General features: G+C 73.5%; 12 protein-coding genes and 1 tRNA gene. 7 read left to right on the top strand and 6 right to left on the bottom strand.

Features of this window, described 5'->3' with window-relative positions:
* Window positions 1-195 (top strand): hypothetical protein (locus AB0G13_RS23555; protein WP_357877878.1); only part of this gene is annotated, 195 nt, incomplete at its 5' end.
* 135 nt (window positions 196-330) lie between these two features.
* On the opposite strand, the gene AB0G13_RS23550 is transcribed toward AB0G13_RS23555, so the two are convergent.
* From AB0G13_RS23550 to AB0G13_RS23540, 3 genes are all read right to left on the bottom strand, one after another.
* Window positions 331-1,407, bottom strand: coding sequence for a PHP domain-containing protein (locus tag AB0G13_RS23550; protein WP_357877875.1), 1,077 nt, complete (start codon window positions 1,405-1,407; stop codon window positions 331-333).
* 65 nt (window positions 1,408-1,472) lie between these two features.
* On the bottom strand, window positions 1,473-4,397 hold the full coding sequence (locus AB0G13_RS23545) for a glycosyl hydrolase (protein ID WP_357877872.1): 2,925 nt from the start codon (window positions 4,395-4,397) through the stop codon (window positions 1,473-1,475).
* A 172-nt stretch (window positions 4,398-4,569) separates the two neighbouring features.
* Window positions 4,570-5,352: a M23 family metallopeptidase gene (locus AB0G13_RS23540; protein WP_357877869.1), complete on the bottom strand. Its 783-nt coding sequence runs from the start codon at window positions 5,350-5,352 to the stop codon at window positions 4,570-4,572.
* 58 nt (window positions 5,353-5,410) lie between these two features.
* On the opposite strand from AB0G13_RS23540, the gene AB0G13_RS23535 reads away from it, so the two are divergent.
* The 4 genes from AB0G13_RS23535 to AB0G13_RS23520 all read left to right on the top strand — a co-directional run bounded on the left by AB0G13_RS23535 (window position 5,411) and on the right by AB0G13_RS23520 (window position 7,390).
* The gene (locus AB0G13_RS23535; protein WP_357877866.1) at window positions 5,411-5,803 is read left to right on the top strand and encodes a hypothetical protein; all 393 of its coding nucleotides are present in this window, start codon (window positions 5,411-5,413) and stop codon (window positions 5,801-5,803) included.
* Window positions 5,804-5,944: 141 nt separating this feature from the next.
* Window positions 5,945-6,112, top strand: coding sequence for a hypothetical protein (locus AB0G13_RS23530; protein WP_357877863.1), 168 nt, complete (start codon window positions 5,945-5,947; stop codon window positions 6,110-6,112).
* A gap of 122 nt (window positions 6,113-6,234) precedes the next feature.
* Complete coding sequence (locus AB0G13_RS23525) at window positions 6,235-6,762, top strand: tRNA adenosine deaminase-associated protein (RefSeq protein ID WP_357877860.1); 528 nt, start codon at window positions 6,235-6,237, stop codon at window positions 6,760-6,762.
* 136 nt (window positions 6,763-6,898) lie between these two features.
* Window positions 6,899-7,390 carry a nucleoside deaminase gene (locus AB0G13_RS23520; RefSeq protein ID WP_357877891.1) on the top strand — a complete coding sequence of 164 codons (492 nt, stop codon included), beginning with the start codon at window positions 6,899-6,901 and terminating at the stop codon, window positions 7,388-7,390.
* Between the two features lie 82 nt (window positions 7,391-7,472).
* On the opposite strand, the gene deoD is transcribed toward AB0G13_RS23520, so the two are convergent.
* On the bottom strand, window positions 7,473-8,180 hold the full coding sequence (gene deoD / locus AB0G13_RS23515; RefSeq protein WP_357877857.1) for a purine-nucleoside phosphorylase: 708 nt from the start codon (window positions 8,178-8,180) through the stop codon (window positions 7,473-7,475).
* 75 nt (window positions 8,181-8,255) lie between these two features.
* On the opposite strand from deoD, the gene AB0G13_RS23510 reads away from it, so the two are divergent.
* A tRNA-Ser gene (locus AB0G13_RS23510) sits at window positions 8,256-8,342 on the top strand.
* A 218-nt stretch (window positions 8,343-8,560) separates the two neighbouring features.
* Here AB0G13_RS23510 and AB0G13_RS23505 read toward each other — a convergent pair.
* Window positions 8,561-9,112, bottom strand: coding sequence for a DUF5872 domain-containing protein (locus AB0G13_RS23505; RefSeq protein ID WP_357877854.1), 552 nt, complete (start codon window positions 9,110-9,112; stop codon window positions 8,561-8,563).
* Window positions 9,113-9,298: 186 nt separating this feature from the next.
* On the opposite strand from AB0G13_RS23505, the gene AB0G13_RS23500 reads away from it, so the two are divergent.
* Window positions 9,299-9,847, top strand: a complete 549-nt coding sequence (locus tag AB0G13_RS23500; protein WP_357877852.1) for a kinase — start codon at window positions 9,299-9,301, stop codon at window positions 9,845-9,847.
* A gap of 134 nt (window positions 9,848-9,981) precedes the next feature.
* Here AB0G13_RS23500 and AB0G13_RS23495 read toward each other — a convergent pair whose 3' ends face one another.
* On the bottom strand, window positions 9,982-12,549 hold the full coding sequence (locus tag AB0G13_RS23495) for a hypothetical protein (protein WP_357877849.1): 2,568 nt from the start codon (window positions 12,547-12,549) through the stop codon (window positions 9,982-9,984).
* Window positions 12,550-12,581 lie beyond the last annotated feature (32 nt).

Raw genomic sequence — 12,581 nt, 5'->3', positions numbered from 1 at the left:
CACCAGTTCACCCCCAGAGGTCGGCCCAGTGGCGAGGCGTCGCTCGATGACGTGGGCGAGGTAGTCGGCGACGAACGCCTCGACGTTGCGGTAGGGCCGGCCGATGCCGCGACCGTGCCGGTCGCCGCCATGCAGCCCGTTTCCTCCGGGTCGGCCGACCCGTCGGTGCCGGCCGCGCCGGCTGCCCGCTGCTGAGCGGTCCCGGCCGTCACCACGAGGACCGTCGGGCCCGCTGCGACGCGGTCCCATGGACGGGGCAGCTCGACAGCGGCCGCCGGCCATCGCCCGGGCTGCCGGCCAGGACCCGTCCGGCAGTACGGCAGCCAGGGGTCAGCCGGCGGCGTGCCCGTGGGCCCAGTCGACCAGCCGGTCGGCGTCCCAGGTGTTGACCACCCGGTCGGCGGGCACCCCGCACAGCGCGGCGCGCTCGCAGCCGAACCGCTGCCAGTCGAGCTGCCCGGGGGCGTGCGCGTCGGTGTTGACGGCGAAGTGGCAGCCCGCCTCCAGCGCCCGGCGGATCAGCCGCTTCGGCGGGTCCTGCCGCTCCGGGCGCGAGTTGATCTCGACGGCCACCCCCTGCTCGGCGCAGGCGGCGAAGACGGCGTCGGCGTCGAAGTCGCTCTCCGCCCGGGTACGCGGCCGGTGCGCCCGGTCGCCCGGCCCCTTCACCCCGGCCGGCCGGGACGACACCATCCGCCCGGTGCAGTGGCCGAGGATGTCCAGGTGCGGGTTCGCGATCGCGGCCAGCATCCGCCGGGTCATCTTCGCCCGCTCGTCGTTGAGGCCGCTGTGCACCGAGCCGACCACCACGTCGAGGCGGGCCAGCAGCTCCTCGTCCTGGTCGAGCGACCCGTCGGCGAGGATGTCCACCTCGATGCCGGTCAGGATCCGGAAGCCCTCCGGCAGCGCCTCGTTGACCTTCGCCACGTGGTCGAGCTGCCGGCGCAGCCGGTCGGCGGTCAGCCCTCGGGCCACCTTGAGCCGGGGCGAGTGGTCGGTCAGCACCACGTACTCGTGGCCCAGCTCGACCGCCGCGAGCGCCATCTCCTCGATGGGGGAGCCGCCGTCGGACCAGTCGGAGTGGGTGTGGCAGTCGCCGCGCAGCGCGGTGCGCAACGCGGTGGCCGCCGCGTCCAGGTCGGTGCCCTCCGTGGCGAGCAGCCGGCGCAGGTAGACCGGCTCCTCGCCCGCGAGTGACTCGGCCACGCAGCGGGCGGTGACGTCGCCGACCCCCGGCAGCTCGGTGAGCTTGCCGGTGCGGGCCCGCTCGGTCAGTTCCCTCCCCGGCAGCGCGGCGAGGGCCGTGGCCGCCGACCGGAACGCCCGGACCCGGTAGGTCGCCTCGTTCGCCCGTTCCAGGAGGAACGCGATCCGGCGCAGGTCGGCGATGGGGTCCCGGGCGCTCATGCCAAGGAAAATACGCCTCCGCGCCGCCGGTCGTCAGACGACCGACGGCGCGGAGGCTCACGGGATCAGGCGTGCGGCAGCTTCACCAGCGACCGGTCGCCGATGCCGAGGGTGGTCGGGTTGTTTCCGATCGCCGACCAGACCTCCACCTTCACGGTGCCGTTCGACAGGTTGCCGAGGGCGCCGGTGGCCGAGTGCAGGCCGCTCTGCTGGGTGTAGCGCTCGTATCCGGGAACCGGGTCGGTGGCGAAGTAGCGGTACGTCTCCACCCGCTCCCAGCTGCCGTTGCCGGTCAGGTCGTAGGAGACCCGCACCTGCACCCCGTTGCCGACCGCGTTGCCGGCGTCGAGGAACAGGTCGAACGTGGTCTGCCCACCGGCGTACGCCAGGTCCAGGCCCGTCGCGGTGAACACCTGCGGGTTGGTCGGCGTGCCGTCGCGGTTCGCGCCGCCCGCGCTGGCCACCGTGGTGGTGGCCGGGCCGCCGGCCGCGCCCAGCCCGCCGCCCGGCAGCAGGTACCGGGTGGGGAAGTCCGGCGACGGCGGCGGGGTGGTGGGCGGCGGGGTCGTCGGCGGGGCCGTGGTGGGCGGCGTGGTCGTCGGCGGGGTGGTCGTGGGCGGCGTCGTGCCCGTGACCCCACCGGTCGCGGTGCCGCCGCTCCAGGTGTACGCCCCGCTGGTGGCCGTCTTCCCGGATGGCACGTCGAGCCGGGTGCCGTCGGAGAACGTGACCGTCAGCGGCGCGGCGGTGATGTTGCTCGCCACGTAGGTGCGCGCGCCGTTGCGCTGGAACACCGCCGACAGCGGGTGGTTGGCCGTGACCGCGGTGTGCACCGTCCCCAGGGCGGCGAGGTTGCGGATCCAGTGGAAGGTGTGCGCGCGGCTCTCGCCCTCCTCCGGGGTGTACCCGGGGTTCGCGCGGAGCTTCGCCAGCGCCGCGTCCGGGTCGCCGAGCGCCAGGAACTGCCAGTGGATGTCCTGCCATACCGTCGGTTCCCCGCCGTTGTTGCGCACCAGCTCCTGGTAGTTCGCCCGGTTGGACGCCGGGTGGTGGCCGAGGTAGAGGTGCCCGCCGGTGATCGGGAGCATGTTGATGCCCTGGATCATCTCCGGCTCGGCGCTGAACCAGGTGGCGTACGCGCCGCCGTCACCCCAGACCATGCCGACCGTGGAGTGCCCGAACGCCGCCGGGTAGTTCTCGTTCGTCACGTCGAACCAGTACTCGTGGATCGCCGCGGACTGTGTGGTGTGGATGAAGATGCCGGCGTCGCGTACGGCGGTGTTGCCGGTGGCCTGCCCCCACTGGATGAGGGCGTTGGCGAAGTTCATCCCCTCGGACGAGGACTCCTGGTTGTTGCCGGCGTGGAACGAGCCGTGCCCGGCGGCCCAGTCGTGGCCGGCGTAGATGTCGAAGTCGCGCAGGTACGGGAAGCGGTTGTCCGCGCGGTCGTAGTTGTTCGCGTCCCGGATCAGCAGGTCGATCATGCCGCCGTACTGGTCCTGCCGGGCCCAGGCCGGGTCGAACTTGGCCAGGGTGGCGGCGGCGGCGATGTAGTAGCCGTAGTGGAAGTGGTGGTCGTTCAGCTCCTGGTCGGAGCCGTAGGAGGCCGGGTAGCCGATGAGGGTTCCCCAGTTGCGGTCGTAGTGGAAGACGCCCTCGGTCTCCCCGGGCGTGGCGGTGAGCCAGTCGGTGAGCGTGCTCCGGATGGCGTTCAGCGCGGCGGTCCGGGTCTCGGCGTCGCCGACCTGGTCGGCGATCTCGGCGATCCGGGCGGCCCGGCCCAGGCCCTTGCCCGTCCAGTAGGTGTCGCCGCCGCGCTGGTCCATCGGGTTGCCCCGGACCGCCGCCAGCTGGCTGCGCAGCGTGGTCAGGTCGGCTCCGGTGCCGGTCGCGACGGCGGGGACCTCCGGCAGCACCCCGTGGAACTTCATCGAGGTGCGGAACGTGTCGACGCCGGCGAGCACCTTCATCCGGCCGCGCGCCGACGGGTAGGTGAGCGCCAGCGGGGTGGAGCCGGTCAGCAACCGCCACTGGTGCGGGTAGAGGCTGACGACCGTCCGGTTCGCGGTGCCCTCCCGGGCCGTCGTGGTGACGGCGTACGTGGTGGTCACGGTGCTGGTCGCCTGGTCGTAGGCGTACGAGACCCGGGTGCCGGTGACGTGGGCGTGGGCGTACCGGCCGTAGGTGGTGGCCAACTCGGCGCGCGACGCGGCGTCGGTGCTCGGCGTGGTGGGCAGCAGGGCCACCGAGAAGTAGCCCCGGCCGGCCAGGTTGGAGGTGATCCGGCCACCGTTGACGGACCAGCTGGCGCCGGTGGGCGCGTACGCGACGTAGTCGTGGCCGCGGACGGTGAAGCCGATCGTGGCGCCGCTGTTCGACCAGACCGTGGCGTTGCCACCGGTGGCGTTGATCAGCGCGTCGCCGCCGCTGGTGCGGAAGTACGCGAACGGCAGGCCGTGGCCGATGGTGGCGCGCATGGTCCGGGCGCCGTCGTTCCAGTACGGGGTGACCGTCCAGTCGGTCCAGCCGTCGACCTTGACGACCGGGGCGCCGAGCGCGGCGACGCCGACCCGGATGTCCTCGGAGTACGTGTACTTGAACTCGCCGACGCCGGTCGCGGTGCCGCTGATCGTGGGCGTGGAGGTGGCCGAGAGGCCGAGGCCGTCGCCGGCCGGCTGGTAGGAGACCGGGTGTGCGTGCAGCGGCTCGCTGTAGGAGCAGTTGGTCCGCTTCCACAGCAGCGACGACCACCAGTCGTTGGTGGGGATCGGCCCGGCGGGCGCGTCGGCGGCGGCGAACTGCCGGGGGTTGGTGGTCATGTCTCCGCAACCGGTGGGCAGGGGGCCCACGCGGTCGGTGGTGTAGCTGCCGGCGCCGACGGTGGCGGCCTGGGCGGGGGTGGTGGTCACGACGGCGAGGCCGCCGAGGGCGAGGGCCAGGGCGGAGGTGGCCGCCACGGCCCAGGTGCGGCGTGTCGCGGGAGGTGTCACAGTGCCTCCGGTCGGGGAGCGCCGGTCGGGGACGGGCGCGGTCTGCGGGCGAATTGTGCGGAAAGTTGCCTCAGAGAGCGCTCTCTTGCAGCGGGACGCTAGCCCAGGGCCGAGACTTCCGTCAATGTTTCCGAGCGATGAAGCGCTGATGACGACAAACGGGAGCGTGTCGTCAGTCGGTCGGCGGCGCCTTCGGGCAGCCGTGCCGGCGGTGCCAGGCGGCCACCTCGGCGGCGGGTTCCTTGTTGCCCTTGCGCCGCCACGAGTTCAGGTACGGCGCCGGCCACACCACGCCCCGCCGGATCCACCAGCCGTCCCGCCCGGTGCACGGCGGGGAGATACCGAAGTGCAGGTGGCAGACGTTGTTCGCGTTCCCGGTCCGGCCCACCTCGCCGAGCCGCTGCCCGGCGCTCACCCGCACCCCGGCGTCGATGCCGTCGGCGATGCGGCGCAGGTGCGAGCCGTAGTAGCGCACCCCGTCGTCGCCGAGCAGCGACACCGACAGCCCGCCGTTGTGCGGCCCCCGCGGCCCGCGCTCGTCGAACCGGTCGACCCGGCTGACCTCCAGCAGGACGCCGTCGGTCACCGCCACGACCGGCTCGCCGCAGTCGGCGAAGATGTCCGTCCCCGGGTAGGCCGAGTGGGTCGGGTGGTAGGCGACCTTCGTCGCGCGTACCGGAAAGACGTGCGGCAGCCCGGCGCGGGTCGGCGCGGCCGACGGGCCGGTCGGGGCGGCGGTGTCGGTCGGGGTGGTGGCGTCGGTCGGGGTGGTGGTGCCCGTCGGGGTGGCAACCGGCGGCGCGGGCTGCCCGGCCGTCGCCGGCAGGCTCGGCCGGGGGGCGCCGGGCGTCGTTCCGGGCCGGGTCGTCGCGCAGCCGGCGGCCAGGACCGGCACGAGCAACAGCAGGACCGGGTACGCCGGGCGCGCGCGGCGTCCGATCGTCGGCGAGGGCATCCGGTCATCCTGACAGAGTCGGTACGGTGGGACGAGGTCCACGCAGAGGGGAGGGTCGGTGACGACCGGACGGTACGCCTTCCCGCCCGAGCCGGACGCCGCGTTCCGGCCGGCGCCACGGGTCCCCTCGGGGCTCTTCCCCTCCGGGCCGCCGTCGCAGCCCACCTACCGCGAACCGCACCCGGTCACCGGCGCGGGCGTCGCGTCCGGCGCCGCCGTGGCGACCGTGTGGCTGCTCCTGTTCGGCCTGCTCGGCCGCGGCGTGTCCGGGTACGCCTGGTGGACGCTGCTGGCCGGCGGGCTGGCCTGGCTGGTCGCGCTGCTGCTGGTCCGCGCGGGCGACCGGGGCGTGGCCACGGGCGTCGCGATCGTCACCGCCGGCGGGTGGAGCATCGCCGCCGCCATCGTGGCGGTGCGGTGGGCGTCGAGCGGGGACTGGCCGCTCTGGTGAACGCCGTCCCGGCCCGTCCCGGCCGCCCGGCGACCCGTCCGGCCCTCGTTCCGGCGGGCCCGCGGCTGCGCTGCGTCGCGGGCCGGCTGCGCAGCGAATCCCGCCTTGACGTGGCCGCCCGAACTCGGCACCCTCGGCGTTATGGCCTGGACCACTCCGCGGCTCGATCCCGAGCGCAGCCGCCGTCGCCAGCAGCTCCTCGCCGAGTTGGCGGGCGCCCGGGCGGTACGCCAGCGCGTACGGCCGCAACGGGTGCGCACCGAGCGGCTGCGGGAGCTGATCGCCACCCGCCGCCGGGTCGCCGGCTGACGACCGGCAGACTTTCCCCAGGATTGACCGGCCCTTCGGGGCGTTGACCGGTCGCCTGCCGACCCGACCGGCTAACGTGCACGCGTAACGGGTCGGCCTGCCGAGGCTCTTTTGGGGGAACCGTGTCGTACTTCGCTGCGGCCGTCGTGCGTGACGACAGCGGTTGGACGGCCGCAGAGGTGAACCTGCGGGGTGTCACCGACATCGAGGACGTCGCCGACCGGCTGCGCGACGTCGACCAGGACGCCGACCTGTCGCTGCTCTTCGTCGAGGCGGACGACACGTACCTGGTGATCATGCGCCTGGACGAGGGGGAGGACCTGCGGGTCTTCGGCTCGGACTCGGCCTACGCGGAGGAGTCCCGGCTGGGCGCCCTCCTGGTCGGGGACCTGAAGACCTCGGTGACCGGGCTCGACGACACCGAGGAGCCGCGCCCGTCCGGGCGCGGCGACGAGGACACCGAGCAGCCCGCCGTCGATCCCGAGGCCGACCCGGTCGGCGAGGCCGACCTCCTGGCCGACCTGGGCATCTCCGCGCAGAAGCTGCTCAACCTCTGCACGCGGGAGGGCATGATGCCGGCCGACGTCACCGCCGAGGTGTGCCAGGTGCTCGGCTGCGCCGACGAGGTCGAGGAACTGCGTGAGGTCTGAGTCGTCCGGGCCGGGCCGGGCCGGGGCGGGCGGCGCCGAGCCGGCCGACGCGACCGACCCGGCGCTGGGCACCGTACGCCCCGGGCAGCCGACCCCGGGCTCGGCGGGCCGGGTCGGGCCCGGCGCCCACGAGGGGCTGGCCGATCCGGACGGCGCCGGCCGGCGGCAGCGGCACGAGCGGTGGATGCGCCGGGCCCTGGAGGTCGCCGTGACCGGCCCCGACAACCCCACGGGCCCCGACGACTCCGACGACATCCCGGTCGGCGCCGTGCTCTACGGGCCGGACGGCACCGAGCTGGCGACCGGGCGCAACGAGCGGGAGCTGACCGGCGACCCGACCGCGCACGCCGAGGTGCTGGCGTTGCGCCGCGCCGCCGAACGGCTGGGCCGTTGGCGGCTCGACGACTGCACCCTGGTCGTCACCCTGGAACCCTGCACGATGTGCGCGGGCGCGCTGGTGCTGGCCCGGGTGTCCACCGTGGTCTTCGGCGCCTGGGAGCCCAAGACCGGGGCCGCCGGCTCGCTGTGGGACGTGCTGCGCGACCGCCGGCTCAACCACCGGCCGGAGGTCTACGGCGGCGTCCTGGAGTCGGAGAGCGCCGCCCTCCTGCGCGCCTTCTTCCGCTGACCGGCTCAGGCGCCCGGCGTGACCGTGGTCACGAAACCGCCCCGCCATCCGAGAGGACGACGGGGCGGCTGCCGAAAGGAACTCAGGCGACGATCGTGTCCAGGGCGATCTCGACCATCTGGCTGAAGGTCTGCTCACGCTCCTCGGAGGTGGTCTTCTCGCCGGTCTTGATGTGGTCGCTGACGGTCAGCAGGGTCAGGGCGCGGGCCTTGAACCGGGCGGCGATCGTGTAGAGCGCCGCCGACTCCATCTCCACCGCCAGCACGCCGTAGTCGGCGAGGCTGTCGTAGAGGTCCGGGCGGTCGGTGTAGAAGGCGTCCGCCGCCAGGATCGGCCCGACCCGCATCGAGATGCCGCGCCGCTCGGCCACCTCGACCGACGTACGCAGCAGCCCGAAGTCGGCCACCGGGGCGTAGTCGATCAGCCCGTCGAAGCGCATCCGGTTCATGTTCGAGTCGGTGGAGGAGCCGATCGCGGCGATCACGTCGCGCAGCCGCAGATCCTCGGTCAGGGCCCCGCAGGAGCCGACCCGGATCAGGCTCTTCACGCCGTACTCGTTGACCAGCTCGTGGGCGTAGATGGAGGCGGAGGGCATGCCCATGCCGGAGCCCTGGACGGAGACCTCGACGCCGTTCCAGCGGCCGGTGAAGCCCAGCATGCCGCGGACCGTCGAGTAGCACTGCGCGCCCTCGAGGTAGGTCTCCGCGATCCACTTGGCCCGCAGCGGGTCGCCCGGCATCAGGACCCGCTCGGCGATCTCTCCCGGCTTCGCGCCGATGTGCGTACTCATGGCAAGGATCCTGCCAGGCCGCCCTCGGGCATACCGGTTCGGCGTCCGAACCCGGGGTCATGTACCCTTCTCGGCGGTGGCGTGTCCGAGTGGCCTAAGGAGCACGCCTCGAAAGCGTGTGAGGGTTTACGCCCTCCGCGGGTTCAAATCCCGCCGCCACCGCTCGTGACATGCGAGAACGCCCGGACGATCCGCGAGGATCGACCGGGCGTTTCCGCTTCTGCCCAACCCGAGCGCCCCCGGCGCCGACCTGATCAGCGCCGATCATGCAGTTGCGGTGCCCCGCGAAAGGGGCGAACAGGGATCTGTTCCCCACCACGAGTGCATGATCGACGCGGCGAGAGGGGGGCGAGAGAGCGCGGGCGGGGGTTTGGGGTTCGTCAGCGGCGGGAGAGTTCCGATTCCAGGCGCTGGATGAGCGTCTTGCGGGCCTTGCCGTCGCGCTCGCGGCGCAGGGCTGCCTTGAGCTGGCCCTTGTCGAGGTCGCGGACGAGCTTGGCCGCCTCGGCGACCGGCAACTCCGCCAGCCGCTCGGCCGACGTCGCGTTCCGGCGCGCGCGTTTGGCCGGCCCGGTGTTGGCGACGTACTGCTTGCCGGACTTCGATTCCTTCCGCTTCTTGGCGTCGGTCGCGCGCCGCTGCTCGGGGGAGAGCTGCTCCCAGGCCTGCTCGGGCAGGTAGCGGCTCGTCTCGTCGCCGTGCCGCGCCCGGGTGTCGCCCTCCTTGGTCTGCCAGTGCTCGCCGCCCCAGCGCTGTAGGGACTTCTGCCGCTCGTCCTTCGGGCCCAGGTAGCCCCCGCCGCGCTTCTTGTACTCCTGGGTGACCAGCTGCGACTTGCGCGCCGACCACTGCCCCGGCCTGCCGCCCTTGTCGGAGGCCTTGATCTCTTCCTTGACCTGCTCCCTGAGTTCGGGCTTCGTGTACCGCGCCATGCCCGGCGGTTACCCGGCACTCCCGGTCCCATGCTTCCGGTGGCTTCGGCCGCCCCCGCGAGCCCCCGACGGCCTCCCCTCGCCGTCGACCCTCCGTGTGCTTCGCGCGCGGGCGGGCACGGGGCGACTGGTAGCTTCCGAGGTTCCGGCGCCCCGGCCGGGTGCCCTGGTCGAGAGGATCGGACCATGTCTTTCCCGGGTGGGAGCGCCGGCATGAAGCGCGGCGTCGTCCTCTACGGCCCGCCGGCGGCGGGGAAGGACACCGTCACCCGCTACCTGGGGGTGTTGGACCAGCGGTACGTCCTGTTCCCCTGCCTCGGAGCCGGGCCGGACCGGACGAACGGGCACCGGACGGCCACGCCGACCGAGATCGAGGAACTCCGGCGGCGGGGCGAGATCGTCTGGGAGAGCCGGCGGCACGGTGCCACCCACGTCATCGACCGGCCGGAACTCGCGGCGCGGCTCGCCGAGCACGTCCCGGTGGTCCACCTGCGCCAGGCCGAGGGCATCGACGCGGTCACCGGCGCCTTTCCCGACGCGCGCTGGCTCGTGGCCTTCCTCTGGTGCCCCCGGGAGATCGCCGAGGTGCGGGTCAGGCAGCGCGGCACCGGCGACACGGAGGGCTGGGACGAGGTCCCGATCATCGGGCACGCGGACCTGACCATCAACACCCTCCTGACCGACCCGGAGGACGCCGCCCGGCAGATCGACAGCCGGGTCGCCGCTTTCGGCTAGCGTCCACGTCCTCTGCGGCTCGTGTTCCGCCGCCACGGCCGACGAGAACGCCCGGCCGGTCCCTGCGGACCGACCGGGCGTTCTGCGCTGGTCTGGGCTGACGGGCCGCCCACCTGGCCGGCCCGTCAGCCGCATCAGGTGGCCGGCGTGGCGGCGTCGCGGTGGGTGAGCCGGTACGTGGCGTCGACCCCGTCCGCCTCCAGGAGCACCGTGACCGGGCCGGCCGGCAGGGTACAGGTGATCGTGCGCTCGACCGAGTAGCCGCTCGGGCCGCAGTACCGGACGCCGGCGGCGTCGAAGACCGACAGTCGGGCGTCACCCGTGCCGGAGGTCCGGGTCCAGGTGAAGCTCTCCCGGGCCGCGTGCTGGTCGGCGGGGACGGCGAAGCAGGCCGCGAACGAGCCGGCTGCCGTGGTCACGGTGGCGCCCGTGGCGTCCCGGGGCAGCACCGGGCAGGCCGGCGGGCCGTCGACCCGCGCGAAGCCCACGGCGTACGGGCCGGTCGGGCTGCCGCTGGGTGCGTTGAGCACGGCGGAGAACGGTGCGGTGCCGGTCAGCTCACAGCTGTACTGACGCAGGCTGTAGATGTCGCAGACGTACGCGCCCGTGGCGTCCACGACCGTGATCTCCGGGTTGGCCGCGCCGGTCGCGTCGCCCGCTTGGAGGCGCACCACGCGGGAGCCGGCCGGGCTGGGCAGTTGCAGGCAGTCGTACTCCCCGGCGGCGGCGAACGTGCCCTGGTGCGGGGCCTGTCCGTGGGCGTCGGAGACGGGGAGGCAGCCGGCGGGAGCCTTGGGTAGCAGGGCGACGGCGTACTCGACGTCGTTGTCGATCACCTTGGTCGTGATGTTGCCAAGCAGCACCATCGTGTAGCGGCCGGGCGCGTCGAACTGGCAGTGGACGTCCCGGCAGACCCGCAGCCCGGCGGCGTCGTACACCTGGGCGTACTCGGGGTGGTTGTCCGCGTAGACCGCCCTGACGAGGTAGGCGCCCGCCGCCGGGACGTCCAGCGTCCGGCAGCGGATGCCGCCGAGGGCGCCGGCGGGCGCCGCGCCGTAGCTGCCGGGGTTGACCGTCGGGCAGCCCACGGCCGCCGACAGTCGGCGGACCTGGAGCCGGTACGTCAGGTCCGTGCTGTCGCTCTCCCAGTTGGCGAGGTAACTCACGAGGCGGTACGTGCCCGTGGCGGGCAGCACGCAGCCGTCCTCCTCCGACCACTCCGTGCACAGCGGGGTGCCCGCCTGGTCGACCAGCCACATCGACAGGTCGTTGTACGCGGTCGGCGCCCCGTACGCCATGACCCGGTCACCCGCCTCGCCCTGGAACGGCTGGCAGTTGGTCTGCACGCCCGAGGTCTGGTGCACCAGGAGGGCCGGCTGGTCCCAGGTCGTCCCGGTGGCCCCGGCGCACCCGGCGTCGTGGTGCAGCGCCGCCACCGCCACCTGGTAGGTGATCGCCTCGCTCATGGTGTGGTGGTTGTGCACCAGCAGGGTGTAGGAACCCGCGCCGGGCAGGGGGCAGTGCCGGGAGTTCGTGTACTCGTCGCAGATCCGCTGGCCCGCGGTGTCGTACATCGTCCAGGTCAGGTGCTGGTCCTGGTAGCGGCTGAACCGGACGGTGACGGCGCCGGCGGTGGTGGTCGTCAGCGCGTGGCAGGTCACCCCGTCCCACGCGACCGTGGCGGAGCTGACGGCGGCACCCGGGTCACCGAAGCCGGCCAGCGGGATCGCCGGGCAGCCGACCGCGTTCGAGATCCGGGGCATCCTGAGCGTGTAGCTGGCCTCGGTCCCGTAGCCCGACTGGAGGAACAGCTGGTACGGCCCCGGCTGGCTCAGCGTGCACTGGGTGGTGTCGCGTACCGGGCACCCCATGGACTGGTACTGCCCGTCGAGGATATATCCCTGCACGTCGCCGGCGTTCCCCGGTTCCGCGAGGTGCAGCACCGTGCCGACGGGCTGGGTGAACTTGAAGCAGATGGCGGCGACGCCGGCCGCCAGGGTGCCCGTGCGGCCCGCCGAGGCGAAGGAGAAGAAGTTCGCCGGGAGCGTGTCGCACTCCGACGGCGTCCGCTTCGACTCGACCGACAGCGTGTAGCTGCCGCTACCGGAGCCGTGGTGGAGCGAGACGGTGATCGTGTAGGTGCCGGCGGCACCGAGCTGGCAGTCGCTGGCGTAGCTGGACAGGTAGCAGACGTAGGTGCCGTTCGGGTCGGTGATCCGGGCGCCGACGCCGTCCCCGGAGACCTGGGACAGCCTGCCGATCAGGATGTCCGAGTCCACCGTGGAGCGGACCGTCCAGACGTTCTCCTGCTCGTCGACGATCGCCGGGCAGGTCTCCACCTCACCGAAGGTCAGCTCGCCGCCGCAGCCGGTTCCGGTGGCCCGCGCTCCGGTCTTCGCCGGACGTGGGGTCTCGCCCGCCGCCGGCGCCTCCGGGGCCGGGGCCCTCGGCGGGGTGGGCGTCTCGTCGGCGGCCGGCGCAGGGGCCGGGCTCGCCGCCGCCGGCGCGGCGGTGGGCGGGCTTGGAGTCGACGTGGAGGTGGCCGGCGCGGCCGTGGTCGGGCCCGGAACGGGCGCGGCCGACGCCACGCCGGGACCGGCGAGGACGGTCGCGGCCACGGTGGCGACCGTCGCCGCCAGGGCCAGCAGTGCATGGCGTCGGGTGGGCCGGGTCTTCGGGCACGGTGACAGGGATGTTCGCATGATGATTCCCCCGTGAAGTGGCGCGCGACCTG

This window comes from Micromonospora sp. NPDC023633 (assembly GCF_040640035.1).
Lineage (GTDB): Bacteria > Actinomycetota > Actinomycetes > Mycobacteriales > Micromonosporaceae > Micromonospora.
Note: the sequence above shows the minus strand (reverse complement) of the source record. Positions and strands in the feature narration are given on the sequence as shown.

Coding starts and splice junctions, on each gene's coding strand:
- AB0G13_RS23495 (WP_357877849.1), bottom strand. CDS start 12,549: ATGCGAACATCCCTGTCACCGTGCCCGAAGACCCGGCCCACCCGACGC.
- AB0G13_RS23500 (WP_357877852.1), top strand. CDS start 9,299: ATGTCTTTCCCGGGTGGGAGCGCCGGCATGAAGCGCGGCGTCGTCCTC.
- AB0G13_RS23550 (WP_357877875.1), bottom strand. CDS start 1,407: ATGAGCGCCCGGGACCCCATCGCCGACCTGCGCCGGATCGCGTTCCTC.
- AB0G13_RS23505 (WP_357877854.1), bottom strand. CDS start 9,112: ATGGCGCGGTACACGAAGCCCGAACTCAGGGAGCAGGTCAAGGAAGAG.
- AB0G13_RS23540 (WP_357877869.1), bottom strand. CDS start 5,352: ATGCCCTCGCCGACGATCGGACGCCGCGCGCGCCCGGCGTACCCGGTC.
- deoD (WP_357877857.1), bottom strand. CDS start 8,180: ATGAGTACGCACATCGGCGCGAAGCCGGGAGAGATCGCCGAGCGGGTC.
- AB0G13_RS23530 (WP_357877863.1), top strand. CDS start 5,945: ATGGCCTGGACCACTCCGCGGCTCGATCCCGAGCGCAGCCGCCGTCGC.